The organism is Sandarakinorhabdus oryzae, from assembly GCF_009733735.1.
GTDB classification, from domain to species: Bacteria; Pseudomonadota; Alphaproteobacteria; order Sphingomonadales; family Sphingomonadaceae; genus Sandarakinorhabdus; species Sandarakinorhabdus oryzae.
Genome location: NZ_WNJP01000042.1, coordinates 1 through 20,409 on the forward strand (window position 1 = coordinate 1; position 20,409 = coordinate 20,409).

Here is a 20,409-nt window from a genome sequence, read left to right on the forward strand (position 1 = left end):
CGGGCCAGCCGCCCGCCGGTGGGGCCGGGGCATAGCTGGCGGGGCCAGCGGCCATGGTGACGGTGGCCGCGGTGCGCGCCACGCGGATGGTGCGCTCGCCATCCTTCACCTCGATTTCGGTGAGGTTGCTGGCATCCAGCAGCTCGGCCAGTTCACGCACCAGGCCGGTGTCGACCACGATTCCCCCAGCCACTGCGATTTTATTGTCAGGCATGATGATCCTGTCTTTTGCCCCCAATGAAGCCCGGCTTACTGCCGCAAAGCAGCCGCCGCGTCCAGCGCCAGCGTGTAGGAGCGCGCGCCAAAGCCGGAAATCGTGCCTTTCGCCGCACGCGCCACGAAACTCGTGTGCCGGAAGTCCTCCCGCGCGTGCGGGTTGGAGAGATGCACCTCGATCACCGGCACGGTGATGCCCTTGATCGCATCATGGATGGCGATCGATGTGTGGGTGAGCGCGCCGGCGTTGAGCAGCACCGCCAGTGCGCCACGCGCGCCGGCCTCGTGCAACCAATCGACCAGATGGCCTTCGTGGTTGGACTGGCGGATATCGACCTCCAGTCCCAGCCCGGCTGCCTGCACTTCAAGGCGCTGCGCGATGTCGTCCAGCGTGTCGTGGCCATAGATGTGCGGTTCGCGGCTGCCCAGCAGGTTGAGGTTGGGGCCGTTCAGCACCATCACGAGAGGTTGGTCGCTCATGTGCCAAGGCAAAGCATGAACCGCGGCGCTTGCCAAGCATGGGATATCCGGTGCGGCTTGCTCCGGCCCGCCGTTTGCGCGATGGTCTGGCCCAAACAAGAGCAGATGGGTCGGGCCTGTTCATGAAGATCATCATCGGCAATCGCACCTATTCCAGCTGGTCATTGCGCGGCTGGCTGGCGGCCAAACAGTCATTGCTGCCGTTCGAAACCGAATTGCGCGTGATGGATTCGCCGGAATGGATCAGCGGCGCCGCCAAGACCGACATGCCTTCGGGCAAGGTGCCGGTGCTGTGGGATCATGGCGAGGCGATCTGGGATTCGATGGCAATCCTGCTCTATCTGGCCGACAAGGCCGGGCATGACCGCTTCTGGCCGCGCGACACCAAGGCCCGCGGCCTCGCCTATGCGATGTGCGCCGAAATGCACTCAGGCTTTGCCCCGCTGCGCGCCGGCTGCCCGATGGACCTGCAGCGCCACGCCCCGCGCTTCCAGCCCACGCCCGAGATAATGGCCGATGTGCGCCGCATCGAACAATTGTGGGAAACCGCCCTCACCCGCTTTGGCGCCGAAACCGGGGAGCCCTGGCTGTTCGGCCGCTTCGGCGCCGCCGACATCATGTTCGCGCCGGTGTGCACCCGCATCGACACCTATCACCTGCCGGTCAGTGACGCAGCCCGCGCCTATGTCGATCTGTGCCTTGCCCACCCGTTCATGGCCGAATGGCGTGCCGAAGCGATGAAGGAGGATTTCCCCTTCACCCGCTATGACGTTCCCGGTCTGGAGAAACGCTGATGAACCCCGCCAACATCGCCCGCGCCACGCTGGTGGCCGCCCTGCTCATGCTCGCGGCCGGGCCAATGCACCGGTTCGGCGTGATCGGCTGGCAGGCCTCGCTCGGCCTGTTCGTGATGGCGGCGCTGCTCGCCGGCATCGGCGCGCTGTGGTGCCTCTATCAACTGCTGCGCCGGCGTGGCGGCACCATCACGGTGATCGCGGCCGCCGCCGGCATCGCCGCTGCCGCCATTCCGGTCGCCGTCATCGTCAACGCCGGTGACAAGCCGCCGATCAACGACATCAGCACCGATACCACCAACCCGCCGGCCTTCGTCGCCATCGATTCCGCCCTGCGCGGTGACGATGCCAGCCCACTCGCCTATAATCCGGCCTTCGCGCCGCAGCAGGAACGCGCCTATCCCGACGTGCGCCCGCTCGATCTGCCGCTCGAACCCGGCAAGGCCTTCGACGTGGCAATGGCGGCGTGCAACAAGGACTGGCAGATCGTGCTGGCCGATCGCAACGCCGGCCGCATCGAGGCGATCGAGCAGAGCATGTGGTGGGGCTACAAGGATGATATCGTCATTCGCCTCACCAAGACGGCGCAGGGCACACGGGTGGACGTGCGTTCCAAGTCACGGGTGGGCGAAAGCGATCTGGGCGCCAACGCGCGGCGCATCGCCGCCTATCTTGACCGGGTGGCCACGGAAATGCGCAAAGCTGGCTGATGCACCCCCCTGATTCCTGGCCCGACCCCGTTGCCCTCACGCAAGCCCTGATCCGCTGCCCCAGCGTCACCCCGCTGGATGAAGGCGCGCTCGATGTGCTGCAGGGCGCGCTCGCCGCGCTGGGCTTCACCTGCACCCGCCTCAAGCTCGGCCACCCGCCCGACGGCCCGGTCGACAATCTGATCGCCACCATCGCCGGCGAAGCAGGCCCGCATTTCGCTTTTGCCGGCCACAGCGACGTGGTGCCGGCCGGTGATCTGGGTGGCTGGAGCGAGGACCCGTTTGCCGGCGTGGTGAAGGACGGCTTCATCGTCGGCCGCGGCGCCGCCGACATGAAGGGCGCGATTGCCGCCATGGTTGCCGCCAGCGCCCGCCATCTCGCCAGGGGGCCGCTGAAGGGCCGCCTGACCTTCATCATCACCGGCGACGAGGAAGGCCCCGCCACCTTCGGCACGGCGCCGCTGCTCGACTGGCTGGAAGCACAAGGCCTGGTGCCCGATCTCTGCCTGGTCGGCGAACCGACCTCGCAGCAGCGCCTGGGCGACATGATGAAGATCGGCCGGCGCGGCAGCCTCAACGCCTGGATCACGGTCAATGGCGCGCAGGGCCATGTCGGCTACCCGCACCAGGCCGACAATCCGATCACGCGCCTGGTGGCCATCCTCGCCGAACTGAAGGCGCGGGTGCTGGATGAAGGCAACGCCTGGTTCCAGGCCTCCAACCTCGAGATCACCGATGTCTCGGTCGGCAACCCGGCCACCAACCTGATCCCGGCCCAGGCCCGCGCCCGCATCAACATCCGCTTCAACAACGAGCATTCGGGCGCCGCCCTTTCGGACTGGATCCGCAGCGTCGTCAGCGCCCACGCCCCGGCCAACCAGGTCGACATCCGCATCTCCGGCGAGGCCTTCCTCACCGAACCCGGCGCGCTGTCATCCCTGGTCAGCGCCGCGATCAGCGATGTGACCGGCCACACCCCCGAACTCTCCACCACCGGCGGCACGTCCGATGCCCGCTTCATCCGCCGCCTGTGCCCGGTCGTCGAATTCGGCCTGCCCGGCCAATCGATGCACAAGGTGGACGAGACAGCAGCCGTCGCCGACGTAATGGGCCTGGCAGCGATCTACGAAGCCGTGCTGGCGCGGGCGCTCGTTTAGGCCCGCTTCCACTCCCGTCGTGTCATGCCGACAAAGCCGGTGCCCAGCCCCGGCGCGTTGCGATCAACGATGTCGCGCAGGCGCTTGGTGCCCTCGATCACGGCCAGGCCCTCGTCGGTGAAGGCCAGTTGGCGGTTCTTCTTGTTGCCCCACACATGCTCCGACAGCAGCGGGTTGGTCAGCGCCTGGGAAAAGGCGTCCATCGCCACCATGGTCGAAAGCAGCTCCGGCAGCGGGCCGTTCTTTTCCACCCGTTCGGAAAACAGCCCGACATAATATTCGAGATTGTTGACCTCGCCATACAGGCCCTGCAACCGGGCCGCGAGTGCCGACAGCCGCGCCTGTTCGTCGGGCTTGTCGCTGCTGCCGACCACGGCGGCGAAATTGCGCGCTGGCTCCAGCCCCATCGTGAGCCGATATTCGTTGTAGCTGGCGACATTGTTGAGCCGCCCCTGCGCGATCGCGCCCTTTTCGGCGAACAGCATGAAGCTGGACGCGTTCTCGAGGCCCAGGCTGGCGGTGCGGTTGGCCGAGACATTGACGAAGCTCTGCGCCAGGCCACTGCCCAGCAGCAGGCTGTTGTTGAGCAGGGTCGAATTGCCGGGATGGGCCATATCGCCCCAGGTCACATTCTCCATCACCAGCCCGTGCCAGCGATAAAGCAGGCTGAACTCCACGGTCATCCAGTTCGGCCGGTTCCACTTCGCCCGCCAGGCGCCGCTGGGATCGGCCTGCAGCGGGAATTCGGTGGTGTTGATGTGGTTGATATATTCCTCGACCACGATCTTGATGAACATCACGATCATGATGTTGCGGGCGGTCTCGAACACCCGTTCATCGTCCCAGTCGCCGTGGCGCTTTTCCAGCATCGCCGCGACGCGGTTGTGCTCGCGCAGGAACAGCGTGTTCATCATCGCTGTCTGCACCGCCGCATTCACCCGGTCACCGCCGGCGGCAAACAGCGTCGCCCGGCCTTCCGGCGTCAGCCGCTTCAGGCCCAGCGGCAGGTCAAGCACGGCGAATTCCGGCTTCACCACGCCATCGGCGCCGAACAGGAAGGGCGAATAATCCTCGTGGTTGATCACCTGGGTCTTCAGCCGCCCGCGCTGGCCGGGGCTTTCCGATTTCAGCCGCAGCGCGCTGGTCTGCGCCGGGGTTCGGCCATAGAGCGGTGACAGGTCGATCTCGTGGTTCGACGTGGTGCGGCGGCGGTCCTCCTGTGCATCGTCATTGCTCAGCATGGTGCGGATGAAGCCATCAGTCAGATATTGCGCGAAGGCCGGAAACAGCCCGGTGGATTTCGCGCACAGCCGCTGGTTGACGCCCGGCAAACGGGCAAACAGCTTCACCGTCTCATCCAGCGGCGGCCGGCTGGTGCCAACGCCTTCTGCGCTCACCGGCCTCGCCGGCAACAGGCGGGCGTTGTAGCTGCGGTCGGTCAGGCCCGACCAGCTGATATAGTCATGCTTGGTCGACCATGGGTGCGGCCGGTTGCGGGTGACATTGACGGCGCGATCGATGACGAAGCGATTGACCTCGTCGTCAAGATCGAGCGCATCGAGCGCTTTGACGACAATCGACAGCAAAGACATGGCAAGGCCTCCCCCGGAAGGATCGACCCTGGCCCGAGGCTAACAGGTCAGCGCCCGCTTGTCATGCCGCCGGTGCCCACGCCCTGCGACAACTTGTTTTCGTGCGAAGTGAACCGGTTCGCGAGCGGCGCCCGTATCTGCTGGCAGGGAACGTCACACCAAGCTCTTGAAGCGACGCGAGGCATATCATCATGAAAATCAAGTGGGCTGCGCTTGCCGCGGCCGTATGTCTGGGCGGCACCGCTGCCGGCGCCCGCACGTCCGATAGTGACGCGATGGCGGCGGCGGTACCGTCCGATGCCACCATGGCCGCGGCCGATCAGGCTGACGGCGCGGCGCCGGCCGGCCGGCGCAACGATCGCCCGTCCTTCCTCGATCCCGGCGGCCGCCTGCTGCTCACCGGCGGCGTCTCGACCATCGAAGGCGCGGGCGGTGGCGGCTTGGTGCCGTGGGCGCTGATCGGCGGCTATGGCACCCGCAACGAGATCGGCATCACCTCTTATGTCACCGGGGTCGACACCAAGGATTTCACGCTGGCCTCCTACGGCGCGGCGCTGAACGTCAGGAACCGGCTGGAACTGTCGGTGGCGCGACAGAATTTCAACCTGCGCGAGATCGGCAACGCCCTGGCGTTGGGCAACCGCTACACCATCAGCCAGACCATCATCGGGGCGAAATTGCGCCTCTTCGGCGATGCCGTGCTGCAGCAGGACAGCCTGCTGCCCCAGGTCGCCATCGGCGTGCAGCACAAGATCAATGATGATGTCACCGTGGTCGGCGGCGCGCTCGGCCTTCAGCGCCGCGGCACCGATTTCTACATCGCTGCCACCAAGATCTTCCTGGCCCAGAGCCTGCTCGTCAACGTGACCGGCCGGCTGACCAAGGCCAACCAGTTCGGCATCCTCGGCTTTGGCGGGCTGGGCGGCCAGAACCAGGCCTATAAGCCGCAGCTGGAAGCCTCCGCAGCACTGCTGCTGTCACGCAAGCTGGCGGTGGGGGCCGAGTATCGCACCAAGTCCAACCGCCTCGAAGGCGCACTGGGCGGCACCAGTTTCCGCGAGGAAAATGCCTGGGACGTGTTCGTGGCCTATGCGCCGATCCGCAATGTCTCGGTCACGCTGGCCTATGCCCGCCTCGGCCAGATCGCGCTGGCCCGCCAGAACGGCGCCTATGCCTCGCTGCAAATCGGCTTCTGATTGCCCCCATCCGGAGAAGACACATGAAGATGAACCTGCATTTCTGGTCCGTTACGCTGATCCTGGTCATGCTGCCGGCCGCCGTGCTCGCCGCGCCGACGGAGCCGCCGGTCAACGACCCGTCGATCACGCCAAAGGCGCCGACGCTGCCACTCGCCACCGACGGCACCGCGCTGCTGGAAAGCTTTGGCGGGCGCGAGGGCCTGGTGCGCATCATGGATGACGTGATGGTGCGCTGGCTGGCCAACCCCAAGACCCGGCCGTTCTTTGAAGGCGCCGATCAGGCGAGCATCAAGAAGCATCTGGTGGAACAATTCTGCGTGGTGATGAACGGCCCCTGCACCTACACGGGCCGCACCATGGCGGAATCGCACAAGGGCATGGCGGTGAGCGAAGGCGCCTTCTATGCGCTGGTCGAGGAACTGCAGATCAGCCTCAACAAGGCCAAGGTGCCGTTCTTTGCGCAGAACCGATTGATCGCCGCGCTGGCGCCGATGCACCGCGACATCATCGACAAGTGATGCGCGCCAATCTGGTCCTGGTGGCCGCCGCCTTTATGGTGGCGGCCACCCCGGCGCTGGCCGTCGATGGCGCCGCACTCTATGCCCAGCGCTGCAGCCGCTGCCACGCGCTTGATCGCAACGGCATTGGCCCGAGCCACGCCGGGCTGGTCGGGCGCAAGGCTGGAACGATGCCAGGCTATGCCTATTCCCCGGCACTGGCCGCGGCTGATTTCGCCTGGACGCCGGCCCAGCTCGACCGCTGGCTCACCAACCCGCAGGCGCTGGTGCCGGGCGCGAAAATGTATTTCCGCGTGCCCGACCCGGCGGATCGCGCTGCCATCATCGCTTATCTGGCGGAGCACTGACCTTGGCGGGCTTGTCCCGACCCGCGACGCACATGCCCTTGAGCGCCTGCCACTGCGCGGCCGCAAGCGCCGGCGTCACTGGGCCGGCGGCGGCCGCGGTCTTGAACAGCCGCGAACGGCTGCCGCTGTCGGGGTGGCTGGCGGTGATGTCGGCCAGGCGGGAGAGGCGCTCGGCGGCCTTGTCGAGGTCGCTGGACGGCTTGGCCGGTGCCTTGCCCTTCGGCCGTTCCTTGCCGAGCTGACGATCGAAGAAATCAGCCGTCGGCGCAGTGGCGACGCGGGCGCCGCGCAGCAGGGCGATGGCGCCATCATCCGCCGCCGCCTCGGCCTCGCGGCTGGACGACAGCATCAGCAGCGTGTCGGCGCCGCCGGCGATATTGCCGCCCACGGATTGCAGCAGCAGCGACAGGCCCAGCTGCCGCACCAGCGCGCGTTCGGAATCGCGGGCCTTGATGTGCGACAGCTCGTGGGCCAACACGCCGGCCAGTTCATCGGGGCTTTGCGCCTCCCGGATCAGCTGGTCAAAGATCACCACCTGGCCGCCCGGAAGCGCCATGGCGTTGACCACCGGCGCATCGATGATGGTCAGTCGGACCTTTTCGGCCGGGTTTGCGCTCTGCAGCCGGGCCATCAGCGCCGCCGCGGCTGCGTCACCGGCCGGGGTGTGGCACTGGTGGCCCAGACCTTCGACAATGCCGACGCCGATCGGCGCCATCCACGCCCGTGGCAGCCGGTGCGCCACGGCATTCAAGACAGCGGTACCGCCGAACCACAGCACAAGCCCGACCGCCACCACGCCGGCCCCCGCCATGAACAGCCGGCGGCGATCATCACCGGTCACCGCGCCTTCGATGGCCAGCCGCGCCTGCCAAGGCGCCGGCAAGGGTTCATCCAGGCGCAACCGCCAGTCCGGCCGCGCCGGATCGGTGAGGCTGAGCCCGTCGCGGCCGCGCTGCAGGCGGCGCCAGTCGAGCGTGACCATTTCCTCCATCCCGATCAGCAACAGCGTGTCGCCACCGACATCGAGCACCACGGCGCGCGCCCGCGCCGTCTGACCGTCGAACAGGCGGCCCTTGATCTGGTCGGGCGGCAACGGGTTCAAATCGCCCCCACGTCGAGCGCGTCGGCCAGGCCCTCGCCATAAAGCGGCGCATCAATGCGGGTCTGCGCCAGCCGATCGACATCGAGCGCGCCTTCGGCCGCGACATGGCTGACCAGGAAGCGCCAGTGCCGCCACAGCAACATGGTGGCGCCCAGGCCCAACGTGAACACCACCAACGCCACATTGCCGAGCCAGTAACGCAGCCAGTCCCCCGCGGTGGCGGTGAAGCGGAAGCGCAGGCCATCCAGCGACAGGCCGGCAATCAGCACCTGCCACTGCGCCGCGTAATAACGCAGCATGATGAGGCCCACGACGGTCAGCCAGACCAGATTGAGGCCAAAGACCTTGAAGACGATTTCCGGCGGTGGCGGCGGCTTGGCGCCCGGCGTGAACGAGAAATAGGGCCCGATCAGCTGCCATTCGACGATGCCGACGCCGATCAGCCCGACGAGCGCAATGCCCCAACTCTGCAGGAACACGCGCTGCAACGGCCGCCATTGCGCCTCAGCCACGAATTTCATCGAGCCAAAGCGCGCGTCCGACCAGCGGGCGTTGAACAGCCGCGCGCTGGCATAGGGCGAGGCAAAGCCCAGGGTGATGATCTGCAGGCCGAGCATCTTCATGCCGGTCAGCGCATAGGCCGCGGCCGAACCGTCCATTGCGCCCCGGATGCCGCTCCAGCGCGTGCGGCTGAGGCGATAGCGCATCGCCCGCCAGATGGCGAACTGCACCACCCACAGGATGACGGCATAGATGGCGAGGTTGACGCCGATCATCAGCGCCTGCAGCCCCATGCCCTGCGCCACAGCGCCGATCAGGCTGGCCATGACCAGCGGCACGATCAGCACGAAAAAGGCCAGGATGGCGCCAACCAGCAGCTCGCGGCCCAGCCCGGTATATTCCAGCGGCTCGCCGCCGAAAAACGTATGGGCCCACAGGTGCCGCCGTTCGCGCGTGCGCGCCCAGAAGCGAAAGATGCCGAAGGTGATGAGGGTGAGCAGCCAGTTGCCGAGCACGAGGCCGAACCAGCTTGTCCACGCACTTGAAAATTCCGGCCGATGCTCGCCGGCCAAGGTGATCTCGTTATTCACGCACACGCTCCCATCGATCCGACGAGAGTTATTGCAGAGCCGATTATTTCTGGCAAGCAGCTGAGAATTACATCGCTTTTATTGAAGAATGACTCAGGCGCCCTGGCCTTCGTTGTAGCGCGCTTCCAGAAACTTGCCCTGGACGCGCAGGCCATCACGGTCGCTTTCGGCCAGCGTGGCCGAAGCGCGGGCGAGTTCGGCTTCGACCGTCTTCAGGCCGTCGACCACCGTCGCCTCCGGCGTGCGGCCATCATGTTCGACCAGCCCGGTGCGCTGCAGCGGCGGGATGCGGGTGTAGCGATCGACCAGTTCGGGCAGGTGATTGCCGAGCAGACGGCCGACATCCTGGGCGACCGGGTGATCGGCCGGCACGCGCGCCAGCTGCTTTTCCAGCGCCGCCAGTTGCACGGAAATGCCGTCCAGCTGCGGCGCCGCCAGCCGCGGCAACTGCTTGCGCTGGCGATCGAGGAACGCTTCGGTGATGGCCGGCAATTCGGCGGGTGGCGCCTTGTCGATATCGTCCACGTCCGGGCCACCAACGGGCAGCAGCATGCCGACAATGCCCGCCATCGGCAGCAGGATCAGCGACAGCAGGAACAGGCCGATGCCGAGCCCGCCGGACATCCAGCCATAGACGGTGAGTGCCGCCAGCATGACGCCAAAGGTGATCATGCCGCGCGTCACCCGCGTGGCGATATTGGCCTTGCGCTTTTCCCAGCGCCGGCTGCGCGCCATCTGCATGGCTTCGGCCCGCGCCATGCGGCGGCGGCGGGCTTCAGCTTCGTCGAACGGGGCGCCTGTGGCCATATCAGGTGAGAGCGGTCAGGCTGGATTGTGGCCCGGCGATCTGCGCTTCGGCCTGGCCCTGGGCGCGCGCCACATAGGCGCGGCTCTTCTCGACCTCGACCGACAGCGTGTCGACCGTGGTCTTCATGGCTTCCAGCGACTTCATCTTGAACGTGTCGATGGCATCCATCGTCTGATAGACATTCTGGAAGGCGCGCTGCAGCGTTTCGACCGGAATGGTGGAGGCCGCCGCCTGCTCGTGGATCATGGCGGTGTTGCTCTTCAGCAGTTCGCCGGTGGAATCGATGATGCCCGCCGTGGTGGTGTTCAACTGGGTGATCTGTTCCAGTACCAGCTTCTGGTTGGTCATCGCTTCGGCCACGGTGACGGCGGTGCGCAGCGCGCTCACCGTCGTCGTGCTGGCGCGGTCGACGCCCTTCATCAGCTCGACATTGTTCTTCTTCACCAGATCGAGCGCCAGATAGCCCTGCACGGAAACCGCCAGCTGGGTCAGCAGATCCTGCGTGCGCTGCCGCACATAGAACAGCGCATTCTCGCGGATCGCCTTGGCCTTGGCCGGATCGACGACATCAAGCTCGGTGGCGCGCTCTTCCAGCTTCTCGTCGAGCACCTTGGACATGTGGACCATCTGTTCCAGCTTGCCCATCGCGTCCCACAGCTTGGCGCGCTCATCCTCGATGCTGATATTGTCCTTCAACAGCTCATCCTTGCCGCTCTTCAGCGCACCCAGGATGGCGTTGATGTTGGTCTGCGCGCTCTTGTAGCTGTCGAAGTAGGAACGCAGCTTGTTGCCGCCGACCGGGATCAGGCCAAAGAGTTTCTTGCGCCCCGTCAGCTTGCCGGACTTGCCGGGATCGAGATCCTCGACGATCTTGCGCAATTGCACCAGGTCCGCCCCGATGCCGGCTTCCTTGTTGAGCGCGCGCGTCGGCCGATCGAGGAAGCGGTTGGACTGGGCGGCGGCGCGGGCAATCTCGGTGGCGCCCAAGTTGGCGAGCGCATCGACCTTCTTGCCGAATTCCGGGCTGGCGGCATCCGTGGCGATCAGTTCATCGATGAACGATTCCACCTTGGCTTCGAGTTGCGCCTTTTCCTGGTCTTTCAATGGCACCAGGCCAGCGGCCTTGGCGGGCGCAATGGCGCTCACCGCCACCGGGGGTTCCAGCTTGATCGCGACGTCGTCTGACATGCCTGTTCTCATCCTGTTGCGGCCGCAGCTTAACAGCAGCGCCACGGCCTGCCTACTGTGTTAGGATTGCGACACGCTTTTGCAAGGGGTGGAGGGCCGGAAATCGCGGCTTATTCGGCCATCAGCCCCTGCAGCACGTCATGCAGCGCGCCGATACCCTGCTCCAGCCCACCGATCAGCACATGATCGACGGCACCGGATTGCAGCCCTTCCTGGCCCAGCGCCGCGGCCCGGAAGTCCTCGGAACCGAACACCGCGCCATCCAATAGCGCCCAGCTTTTCGCCCAGTGCCGTTCCGCCTTCTCGTCCTTGGGCGGTTCGGGGATCAGCATGAAATCCTCGACCCAGGTCTCGTCCACCCCGCGCGGCATCACCACCATGATGTTGATATAATCCGGGCTGGCGACGATCACCGTGCCGGGCGTGAGATTATAGGTGAAGGTCATGGTGCGCCTGAGGTCGCGCATGTCATCAAGGTCCATGCCCTCCAGCGCCGCCAGCCGGGCGACGGCGGAACGCGAGTGCGGGCCGATGCGATCGCCGGTGGTCACGCCATCCTGGAAGAAAGGCGCGATGGTGTTCGCGTGGAGGCGCAGCACATGGTAGCTTTCGGAGAAGGCATCCATGATCAGCTTCCAGTTCGACGCCACCTTGTGGGTGCGCCGGGCATAAAGATACTGATCGCCCACGCCGATGGCATCGAAATCCGCCGCCAATGGCCCCGCCGCCAGGCCGAAATCCGGCGGATTGTCGCGATCGAGGCCGACCCAGATCAGCCCGCCGGCCTCCAGGCTCGGCATCTCGACGAGGCCGCGCGTGCCCTTGTCCAGCCCGGCGAACGTCTCGGGCCTTGGCAGGCCCTTCAGCCGGCCATCGGTGCCATAGGACCAGGCGTGATAAGGGCAGACAAGCGCCGGTGACGCGACCAACTCGCACCCCTCCACCAGCCGCGTGCCGCGATGCCGGCAGACGTTCATGAACACCCGCGCCACGCCTTTGCCATCACGCGCAATCAGCAGCGGCAGGCCAAAGCCGTCATGCGGCACCGCCATGTTGGGCTGCGGCAGCAACGCCGATGGCGCCAGCACGACAGGCAGCCGCTTGAAAACATGGCTCCATTCGCGAGCGAAGTGATCGGGGCAGATATAGGCGCTGGCCGGAATCTCCCGCATCACACCGCTGGCCGGTTTGCCCGCGGCTGCCGGAATGCCGGCCGCCAGCGCCCGCTGGCCGGGCGTCGGGTGGCGCGGTTTGAAGGCGATATCCATGGGCGGAAGAGTGACTCCGTTCGCGCCAAGGCGAAAGCTAGTTTTTCGCAGCAGCGCCGGCCTTCTCGTAATCGATGCCGAGCTGCTCCAGGTAGGACTTGTACTTCTTGGAATCGAAGTAATATTTTTCCATCTGCGGGCGCATTTTCGCCATCAGGTCAGCGTTCAGGTGGATGGCCGGCGTGTCGTTGGGGCCGATCAGCGGCTGGTAGGTCTCGGTCTTGAACTGGACGTCTTTCTGCCAGGCCTTGGCATTGGCCACCAGCTCCGGCGTCGTCATCAGATCGAGGATGGTCATCGCCGCCACCTTGGCGCCGGTCACCGCGCCCTTGTGGGCGATCGGCGTCGCCATCGCCGCTGCAGCCATGATGTTGTGGTAGGAAATGCCCGGCACGTTCGACGGATAGACGAGCGTGATGGTCGGCACCGTCCACATGATATCGCCGATATCGTCCGACCCGGCGTTGCGGTCCGGATCGGGATTTTCCGGCGACCACAGGTGCGGGCCATCGCCGGCCAGCGGCTTGTCCTTGCGGCCAAAGCCGGCCAGCACGGCGCGGGCGAAATTCTGATCGGCCGCGCTCCATTGCGGCAGGCCCACCGCCTGCATGTTGGCATAGGCGGCTTCGGCGAGCGGGCGGTTGCCATAGTTGGTGGCGGCATGGCCGAGCACCCGGCGGGTCACGGTCGTCTCCGTCATCAGCGCCGCGCCTTCGGCGATGCGGTTGCCGGCGTCATACATCGCCTTCACCGCCGGCAGGCTGACATCCCGGAAATAATACCACACGCTCGCCTTGTCGGGCACGATGTTGGGCTGGTTGCCACCGCCGGTGATGACATAATGGCTGCGCTGGGTGGGCGGCAGATGCTCGCGCTTCATGTTCCAGCCGGCGTCCATCAGCTCCACCGCATCCAATGCGCTCTTGCCGTCCCACGGGTTGCCCGCCGCATGGGCAGTGAGGCCCTTGAAGCTGTATTCGACACTCAGCGAGGCGGTGTAGGGCAGCGGCCCCCAGGTGGTTTCCAGACCGTCCCCCACGTGCGCGAACAGGTTGACGTCGACATCCTTGAACAGGCCGGCGCGCACATAATAGGCCTTGGTCGCCACCAGTTCCTCGGCCACGCCCGGCCAGATCATGATGCGGCCCTTGATGCCGTTTTTCTGCATCACGTCCTTGGCCGCCAGCGCCGCGACGATCATCATGGGCAGGCCACTGTTGTGGCCCTCGCCATGGCCGGGCGCGCCCGCCACCAGAGGCTTGGCGCCCGGCACGCCCGGGGTCTGGCTCAGGCCGAGCAGGCCATCGATATCGCTGCCCAACGCAATCATCGGCCCTCTGTCACCCCAGGTCGCGGTGAAGGCGGTGGGAATGCCGGCCACACCGCGCGTCACCGTGAAGCCGTTCTTCTCCAGGATCCCGGTCAGATAGGCGCTGGTCCGCACCTCCTGAAAGCCGGGCTCGGCAAAGCTGAACACCTGGTCGATCATGGTGGCCAGTTCGCCGGCCCTGGCATCGACGATGGCGGCCGCCGCCTGCTTCATCGGCACGGGCGCAGCGGCCAGCACGGGCGTGGCAGACGCCAAAAGACTGGCAGCGAGCAGTTTGCGGATCATGGCATTTCCCCCATTTAACGTGCCGGAACGCTAGCCGCCGCACCTGCTGCCGTAAAGCATGGCGGTTCTGACGCATTGCACAGGTGGCCTCCCTGCGTGCATCTGGCCCGGCTCAACCGGGAGACCCTCATGCGCCGCCTGCCCTTGCTTGCCGCTCTGCTCGCCGCCGCTCCGGCGCTGGCTGCCACCCACATTCTCAACCCCACGCCGCAAACCGTGGCCTGGGGCCATTATGACGCGACGGACAAGCCGGTGCTCACCATCAACTCCGGTGACACGGTGGTGATGCGCACCCTGCTCACCAACAACCCAACGAGCCTTGAAAAGGCCGGTGTCGCCCCCGCCGATGTCGAGCCCGAACTGCGCGCCGTGTTCGACGGTGTGCCCTTGGCGGCGCGCGGGCCTGGCGGCCATATCCTCACCGGCCCGATCGCCATCGCCGGCGCCGAACCCGGCGACACGCTGGAAGTGCGCATCCGCAAGATCGATCTGGCCATCCCCTACAGCTACAACGCCTTCCGCTACGGCGCCGGCTTCCTCACCGATGATTTCCCTTATGCCCGCGTCAAGATCGTCCCGCTCGACCGGCAGCGCATGATCGGCAAATTCGGACCCGGCATCGAGGTGCCGCTGGCGCCCTTCTTCGGCTCGATGGGCGTGGCGCCGCCGCCCAGCTTTGGCCGCTATGACAGCGCGCCGCCCACCATCCACGGCGGCAACATGGACCTGAAGCATCTTGTCGCCGGCACCACATTGTTCCTGCCGGTGCACGTGCCGGGCGCGCTGTTTCAGGCCGGCGATGGTCACGCTGCACAGGGCAATGGCGAGGTGGACATCACCGCGCTGGAGACCAGCCTGATCGGCACCTTCGAGTTCATCCTGCACAAGAAGCAAGCCACCCCCTACCCCCGCGCCGAAACGCCCGATGCCTATATTGCCATGGGCTATGACGATGACCTGTCGAACGCGACCCGCAAGGCGATCCGCAACATGATCGATTTCCTGGTCACCACGAAGGGCATGAGCCGCGACGACGCCTATATGCTGGTCAGCGTGGCCGGCGACGTCGAGATCACCCAGCTGGTTGACCGCAACAAGGGCGTGCACGTGGTGATGAAGAAGGCGCTGTTCACTGCGAAGTGAACGTCAACCGGCATAGCTCACCACTTCATATTCGATGCCATCGGGATCGAAGAAATAGAAGCGCCGGCCGGGTTCATAGTCGCCGTGGTTGAACGGCGTCAGCCCGGCGGCGACCACCTTCGCTTCGGTGGCGTCGAGATCATCGACCTCGACGCCGATATGGTTGAGCGGCCGGCTCTTGGCAAAGCCCCCGGCTGGCGGCCGCTCGGCGGGATGGGCGAACACCGCCACATAATGATTGTCGCTGCCGACATGCACGGTGTCGCCGCCCGACGCCGACTTGCCGCGCCAACGCACATGCCAGCCGAATACGCATTCAAGCAGAAAGGCCGTGCGGTCGGGATCGCTCACCGTCACGTTCACATGTTCAAGCCGCGTCATCCTGTGTCTCCTTGTCACCGCGCCGGCAACGGGCTTGCCAGCGGACAAGGCGAGTCGTAATTTCTCAACCTAAGTTGAGGTCAAGCCTTTTGCGGAGCCCTGCCATGGCTGCCCTGATCAGCATCGGCGAACTGGCGCGCCGCACCGGCACCAGTGTCTCCGCCATCCGCTTCTATGAGGAGGCCGGCCTGCTGGACTCGGTGCGCACTGAGGGCAACCAGCGCCGCTTTGCCCGCGCCGATATCAGGCGGCTGTCGTTCCTGCTGATTGCCCAGCGCCTCGGCCTGTCGCTTGCCGAGATAAAGACCGAGCTCGCGGCGCTGCCCCAGGGCCGGCCGCCCAGCGCCGCCGATTGGGCCGGCTTCAGCCAGCGCATGCAGCAGCAATTGACGGCGCAGATCGCCCTGCTGGAGGCGATGCGCGCGCGGCTTGACGGCTGCATCGGCTGCGGCTGCCTGTCGCTCGAACATTGCGCCATCTACAACCCGGGCGACCAGGCCAACCGCGCCGGCCCCGGCCCCCGCTACCTGCTGGGCGATACGCCGCCCAGCAGGCCGCAGGAGTGATGTTTCAGCCCTTCTTCGCCGCGATCCAGTCGTCCACACGCCGTTCCAGGATGGAGAGCGGCTGCGAGCCTGAAGCGATGACGAGATCGTGGAAGCCGCGGATGTCGAACTTCGGCCCCAGCGCCTTCTCGGCCTTGGCGCGCACTTCCATGATCTTCAGCATGCCGATCTTGTAGCCGGTGGCCTGGCCCGGCAGCGTGATGTAGCGGCGCACTTCCGAACGGGCCATTTCTGGCGGAGCGCGGCCCTTGTCGTGGAGATAGGCCACCGCCTCCTCCTCGGTCCAGCCCTTGGCGTGGATGCCGGTGTCGGTGACCAGGCGGGCGGCGCGGAACAATTCGCCCTCCAGCCGCTGGAAATCGGCGGCGATGTCGGGGAACACGCCCATTTCGGCGCACATGCGCTCGGCATAGAGGCCCCAGCCTTCGCCGAACGCCACATAACCGGTGACCGCGCGGAACTTGGGTCCGCCCTTCTGCCGCACCTGGATATCGCCCTGCATGTTGTGGCCGGGCACCGATTCATGACACATCAGCGTGTACATGTCGGCCGGGTCCTTCTGCATGCCGACCAGGTGCACGAAGGTGCGCGCCGGGCGCTTGCCATCGGGGCTGGGCGCGCTGGCATGGGCCGCCCCGCCGGGCACCTCGCTGAACGCCGGCTCGCGCACCACCTCGATGCCATAGGCCGGCACTTCGCCGAACCACGGCCCCAGCTTGGAGCGCACATAGGCGACAAAGCGGTTGGCTTCCTTCAGATACGCCTCGCGCGCGGCATCGTCATAGGGCTTGGGCGGGAACATCTTCGCCCGCATGTCATAGAATTCGTTGCGGTCCTTCACGCCGGCCTTGCGCGCCAGCGCGTCCTGCTCGGCCTCGATGCGGGCGACTTCCTTGAGGCCGATCTGGTGGATTTGCTCAGCGGTCAGGTCGGTCGTGGTGTTGAGCTTCAGCTCGTTGGCATAATAGGCGAGGCCATTCGGCAGGGTGAGCGCACCCACCTTGCCCGACGGCGCGGTGGCGAGATCAGCCTTCGCCCAGTCGATCACGCGCTGGTAGGCCGGCTTGAGGCCCTGGATCGCCACCTTGGCGTCCTCCAGCAACGCATCGGCCTCGGCGCGCGGCAGGGTGCCGGCGGTGACGAGCTTCTCGGTCTTGGCCTTCACATCCGCCCACAGCGCCGCATCCGGGCCATCACCGAACGGCGCGCCGCTGGTCAGCTGGGTGGCGCCGGCAATGATCGTCTCGATCTGGAACTTCGGCACGCGAATGCCGGCGGCCTCGCTGGCCTTGGTGCGCGCCAGCGCCACGTCGAGCACGGCCGGCATGCCGCGCACGCGGGCGATATAGTTCTTGAGGTCAGTAACGTCGGACACGCTGTGGGTGTTGATCAGGAAATCCGGCAGCTGGCTGTGCGCCGAATAGAGCCGCGAGTAGAAGGGCGGGCGATAGATGCGGTTGGCCTCCGACATGGCGGCCCGCTCGCCCTCCAGCGCATAGATGTCGTAATTCACCTGGCCCTCGGGCGACAGCTTGGCACGGTCAAACATCGCCTTCATCTTCGCCACGCTGGCCAGCCGCCAGGCCAGCTGCGCCTTGGCGGCCTCGTCGCTGATGTCGTTCCACTTGTCGCCGTTCAGTTTCAGGCCGATGCGGGTGGCGAGCTGCGGATTGGTCTTCACCAGCTCCATGAACTCGGCATCGAGAAACGCCGTCAGCTTCTGGTCCTCGCTCGGCGCCGGGGCCACGGCAGCCGGGGCCGGCTGCGCCATGACGGGCAGCATGGGCAACGCCAGGGCGGTGATCAGAACGGCAGTGCGGGCGGCAAAAGTGCGAGTCATGTGGGGGTCCCTCCTCAAAGTGCGCCGTGTCTAGGGTCTCGGCGCGGCCGGGTGAAGGGGCTTTGTTGACAGGCTGGGCCCGGATGCGCCCAACTGCCGCGATGGCCCGCAAACCTGCCCTGCCCGATGCGGACGCCCTGCGCGCGCTGGCCGATGCGCGCGGCTGCCTGGCGCTGCGTGTCACCCCCAACGCCGGCGCCGACGCGCTGATCATCGCCGATGGCGTGGTGCTGGTGCGGGTGACGGCGACGCCGGAAGCCGGCAAGGCCAATGAAGCCGTGCTGGCTTTGCTGGCACGGGCACTGGGCGTGCCGAAATCGGCGCTGGCCATCGTGCGCGGTGAAACATCCCGCACCAAGCGGGTGCGCTTGCCTTAACGGAACTGCCGCGACAGCGTCTTGTACAATTTGGGCCGGCACACGCGGGCGCCCACCCAATCGGCGATGATGGCGGTGGCGAACAGCGGCAGGATCATGCTGCGATCTGCCGTCATCTCCATCATGATGATCACCGAGGTGAGCGGGGCGCGGACCACGGCCGTGAAATACCCCGCCATGCCGAGCAGCACGATGGCCCCCGACGAACTGCCCGGAAACAGTTGGGCCAGCACCTGGCCCAGGCCGGCGCCCACCGAAAGCGAAGGCGCAAAGATGCCGCCGGGTGCGCCGCTGAGCGCGGTCGCCAGCGTGGCGAGGAACTTGGCCGGGCCAAACAGCAGATCGGCGTTCTGGCCCGACAACAACGCACGGGTCGTGTCATAGCCCGTGCCCCACGACTGCCCGTCCGACAGCACGCCGCACAGCGCCACCACCACGCCGCCGCCCAGCGCCAGGCGCAGGGGATGAGCGCGCACCGCCGCCACCCACGGTTGCCGCGACCAGACCATTGTCACCAGCACCCGGGCAAACAGCCCGCCCGCCGCGCCGCCCGCCACCCCGGCCAGGGGCGCCACCAGCAGCATGGTCGGCACGTCGATGCTCTGCGCCACCAGCCCGAAATAGACATAGTCTCCGGTCAACCCCAGGCTGACCAGGCCGGCGATCATCACCACCGCCATGACATAGACCGCAACCCGCTGTTCGAACGCCGTGGCCAGTTCCTCGATGGCAAAGGCCACGCCAGCCAGCGGCGTGTTGAAGGCGGCCGCCACGCCCGCCGCGCCGCCAGCGATCAACACGCCGCGGCTGATCGGCACGCGCAACCAGCGATGCATGGCCGCCAGCACCGCGGCGCTGACCTGGACGGTGGGCCCTTCGCGCCCGACCGAGCCGCCGGCCAGCAGCATGGCCAGCGTGCCGGCCAGCTTGGCAGCGGCAGTGCGCAGCGACACCAGCGGGCCGGATGCCGCCAACGCCGGCTGATCGGCAGCGGCCATCACCTGCGGAATGCCCGATCCGCGCGCCGCCGGGAACCAGCGCCGCGTGACATGCACCACAGCCACGAACATCATCGGCGTGAGCAGCGGCATCAGCAGCGGCTGGGCGCGCCAGCCGGTAACAAACAGTTGCTGCGCCAGATCGGCCAGTCGGGCAAACAGGATGGCCACAAGGCTGAGCAGCACGGCGCCGGCAACCGCCGCAACCCGGCCCCGAACGGTTTCACTGCGCCATCGCCCCGACCGGAAAAATGCACTGCCACCCAACATGGCGCTGCGGTAGCGGGTTCACCGGACTTTGGCGAGCCACTGCCGCCATTTGCCGCCAGCCATTGCCGCCATTGACAGCATGGCCGCCGCCGCCAAGGTGGCGCCATGACCGTCGCCGCCAATCGCTCCCTCACAGCCGCCATCAAACCCTATTTCGAAGCGGGCCCGCTGGGTGCGCTGGCGCTCGGCATGGCATCGGGCACACCCTACACGATGATCGCCGCCACGCTGACCACCCGGCTGGCCGAAAGCGGCATCGAGAAGAAATCGGTGACGGCGTTCGGGCTCGCCTTGCTGGTCTACAGCTTCAAGCCGCTGTGGGCACCGCTGATCGACCGGGTGCGGATTCCCGTGCTCGCCGGCCTCCTTGGTCAGCGCCGCGCCTGGCTGCTGGTTTCGATCCTGTTCGCCAGCCTGGCCATCGCCTGGCTTGGCGCCCTTGATCCCACCGCCGACATCGGCCTGTTTGCCGCCGCCGCCATCACGGTCGGCTTTGCCGGCGCCACGCTCGATATCGTCATCGATGCCATCCGCATCGAATGGCTGCGTGAAGACCAGATGGGGGCCGGCAGCGGCATGACCCAATATGGCTGGCGGCTGGGCGCCTATCTGGTCGGCGCCGGCGCGCTGCTGATCGCCACACGCGGCGGCTGGGGGCTGGCCTACATGGCGGCGCCCTTGCTGTTCCTGCCCGCCCTGCTCGCCGCGGCCATGCTCGGCGAGCCCACCCGCCCGCCAGCGCCGCGCTC

At 66.6% G+C, this 20,409-nt stretch carries 21 protein-coding genes and 1 pseudogene; 10 read left to right on the forward strand and 12 right to left on the reverse strand.

All coding sequences use genetic code 11. The features are described from left to right. Nucleotides 1–214 (reverse strand): annotated as a pseudogene (locus GJ693_RS06185) (acetyl-CoA carboxylase biotin carboxyl carrier protein); the annotation flags it as partial. A 35-nt stretch (nt 215–249) separates the two neighbouring features. Beyond that, nucleotides 250–696: a type II 3-dehydroquinate dehydratase gene (gene aroQ / locus GJ693_RS06190; RefSeq protein ID WP_156255457.1), complete on the reverse strand. Its 447-nt coding sequence runs from the start codon at nt 694–696 to the stop codon at nt 250–252. Between the two features lie 122 nt (nt 697–818). Between aroQ and GJ693_RS06195 the strand changes: the two genes are divergently transcribed. From GJ693_RS06195 to dapE, 3 genes are read left to right on the forward strand one after another with little or no spacing between them, the layout of a single operon-like run. Continuing rightward, on the forward strand, nt 819–1,490 hold the full coding sequence (locus GJ693_RS06195) for a glutathione S-transferase (RefSeq protein WP_156255458.1): 672 nt from the start codon (nt 819–821) through the stop codon (nt 1,488–1,490). Further along, nucleotides 1,490–2,200 (forward strand): DUF1499 domain-containing protein, encoded by a 711-nt coding sequence (locus GJ693_RS06200; RefSeq protein ID WP_156255459.1) that lies wholly within the window; start codon nt 1,490–1,492, stop codon nt 2,198–2,200. The genes GJ693_RS06195 and GJ693_RS06200 overlap by 1 nt, the downstream gene beginning before the upstream one ends. Beyond that, on the forward strand, nt 2,200–3,357 hold the full coding sequence (dapE, locus tag GJ693_RS06205) for a succinyl-diaminopimelate desuccinylase (protein WP_156255460.1): 1,158 nt from the start codon (nt 2,200–2,202) through the stop codon (nt 3,355–3,357). Before GJ693_RS06200 ends, dapE begins: the two co-directional genes overlap by 1 nt. Here the strand turns inward: dapE and GJ693_RS06210 are convergent. After that, the gene (locus tag GJ693_RS06210) at nt 3,354–4,949 is read right to left on the reverse strand and encodes a peroxidase family protein (protein ID WP_156255461.1); all 1,596 of its coding nucleotides are present in this window, start codon (nt 4,947–4,949) and stop codon (nt 3,354–3,356) included. The two genes, dapE and GJ693_RS06210, sit on opposite strands and share 4 nt — an antisense overlap. 191 nt (nt 4,950–5,140) lie before the next feature. On the opposite strand from GJ693_RS06210, the gene GJ693_RS06215 reads away from it, so the two are divergent. The 3 genes from GJ693_RS06215 to GJ693_RS06225 are packed head-to-tail and all read left to right on the forward strand — an operon-like array spanning nt 5,141 to nt 7,013. Further along, nucleotides 5,141–6,145: a DUF3034 family protein gene (locus GJ693_RS06215; RefSeq protein WP_235902696.1), complete on the forward strand. Its 1,005-nt coding sequence runs from the start codon at nt 5,141–5,143 to the stop codon at nt 6,143–6,145. Between the two features lie 23 nt (nt 6,146–6,168). Further along, nucleotides 6,169–6,666 carry a group I truncated hemoglobin gene (locus GJ693_RS06220; protein ID WP_156255462.1) on the forward strand — a complete coding sequence of 166 codons (498 nt, stop codon included), beginning with the start codon at nt 6,169–6,171 and terminating at the stop codon, nt 6,664–6,666. Further along, nucleotides 6,666–7,013 (forward strand): c-type cytochrome, encoded by a 348-nt coding sequence (locus GJ693_RS06225; RefSeq protein WP_156255463.1) that lies wholly within the window; start codon nt 6,666–6,668, stop codon nt 7,011–7,013. Before GJ693_RS06220 ends, GJ693_RS06225 begins: the two co-directional genes overlap by 1 nt. Here the strand turns inward: GJ693_RS06225 and GJ693_RS06230 are convergent. The 6 genes from GJ693_RS06230 to GJ693_RS06255 form a co-directional block, all read right to left on the reverse strand. Continuing rightward, nucleotides 6,988–8,115: a M48 family metallopeptidase gene (locus GJ693_RS06230; RefSeq protein ID WP_156255464.1), complete on the reverse strand. Its 1,128-nt coding sequence runs from the start codon at nt 8,113–8,115 to the stop codon at nt 6,988–6,990. The two genes, GJ693_RS06225 and GJ693_RS06230, sit on opposite strands and share 26 nt — an antisense overlap. Then, nucleotides 8,112–9,206 carry a YjgN family protein gene (locus GJ693_RS06235; RefSeq protein WP_197041998.1) on the reverse strand — a complete coding sequence of 365 codons (1,095 nt, stop codon included), beginning with the start codon at nt 9,204–9,206 and terminating at the stop codon, nt 8,112–8,114. Before GJ693_RS06235 ends, GJ693_RS06230 begins: the two co-directional genes overlap by 4 nt. Nucleotides 9,207–9,299: 93 nt before the next feature. Next, a complete protein-coding gene (locus tag GJ693_RS06240; RefSeq protein ID WP_156255466.1) occupies nt 9,300–10,013 on the reverse strand; it encodes a hypothetical protein in 714 nt (237 codons plus the stop codon). 1 nt (nt 10,014) lies between these two features. Then, the gene (locus tag GJ693_RS06245) at nt 10,015–11,202 is read right to left on the reverse strand and encodes a toxic anion resistance protein (RefSeq protein ID WP_156255467.1); all 1,188 of its coding nucleotides are present in this window, start codon (nt 11,200–11,202) and stop codon (nt 10,015–10,017) included. A 110-nt stretch (nt 11,203–11,312) separates the two neighbouring features. Continuing rightward, a complete protein-coding gene (locus tag GJ693_RS06250) occupies nt 11,313–12,470 on the reverse strand; it encodes an aromatic ring-hydroxylating oxygenase subunit alpha (protein ID WP_156255468.1) in 1,158 nt (385 codons plus the stop codon). A gap of 37 nt (nt 12,471–12,507) precedes the next feature. Continuing rightward, the gene (locus GJ693_RS06255) at nt 12,508–14,085 is read right to left on the reverse strand and encodes an amidohydrolase (protein ID WP_156255469.1); all 1,578 of its coding nucleotides are present in this window, start codon (nt 14,083–14,085) and stop codon (nt 12,508–12,510) included. Nucleotides 14,086–14,214: 129 nt separating this feature from the next. Here GJ693_RS06255 and GJ693_RS06260 point away from each other — a divergent pair, with 129 nt between their 5' ends. Continuing rightward, nucleotides 14,215–15,228: an acetamidase/formamidase family protein gene (locus GJ693_RS06260; protein ID WP_156255470.1), complete on the forward strand. Its 1,014-nt coding sequence runs from the start codon at nt 14,215–14,217 to the stop codon at nt 15,226–15,228. A gap of 3 nt (nt 15,229–15,231) precedes the next feature. Here the strand turns inward: GJ693_RS06260 and GJ693_RS06265 are convergent, their stop codons facing one another. After that, complete coding sequence (locus GJ693_RS06265) at nt 15,232–15,609, reverse strand: VOC family protein (RefSeq protein WP_156255471.1); 378 nt, start codon at nt 15,607–15,609, stop codon at nt 15,232–15,234. Between the two features lie 104 nt (nt 15,610–15,713). Between GJ693_RS06265 and soxR the strand changes: the two genes are divergently transcribed. After that, nucleotides 15,714–16,175: a redox-sensitive transcriptional activator SoxR gene (soxR, locus tag GJ693_RS06270; RefSeq protein ID WP_156255472.1), complete on the forward strand. Its 462-nt coding sequence runs from the start codon at nt 15,714–15,716 to the stop codon at nt 16,173–16,175. A 4-nt stretch (nt 16,176–16,179) separates the two neighbouring features. Here the strand turns inward: soxR and GJ693_RS06275 are convergent, their stop codons facing one another. After that, complete coding sequence (locus tag GJ693_RS06275; protein WP_156255473.1) at nt 16,180–18,015, reverse strand: DUF885 domain-containing protein; 1,836 nt, start codon at nt 18,013–18,015, stop codon at nt 16,180–16,182. A 101-nt stretch (nt 18,016–18,116) separates the two neighbouring features. Between GJ693_RS06275 and GJ693_RS06280 the strand changes: the two genes are divergently transcribed. Then, nucleotides 18,117–18,392, forward strand: a complete 276-nt coding sequence (locus GJ693_RS06280) for a DUF167 domain-containing protein (protein ID WP_156255474.1) — start codon at nt 18,117–18,119, stop codon at nt 18,390–18,392. On the opposite strand, the gene GJ693_RS06285 is transcribed toward GJ693_RS06280, so the two are convergent. After that, on the reverse strand, nt 18,389–19,660 hold the full coding sequence (locus tag GJ693_RS06285; RefSeq protein ID WP_156255475.1) for a chloride channel protein: 1,272 nt from the start codon (nt 19,658–19,660) through the stop codon (nt 18,389–18,391). The two genes, GJ693_RS06280 and GJ693_RS06285, sit on opposite strands and share 4 nt — an antisense overlap. Before the next feature lie 105 nt (nt 19,661–19,765). On the opposite strand from GJ693_RS06285, the gene GJ693_RS06290 reads away from it, so the two are divergent. Further along, nucleotides 19,766–20,409 (forward strand): MFS transporter (locus GJ693_RS06290; RefSeq protein ID WP_156255476.1); only part of this gene is annotated, 644 nt, incomplete at its 3' end.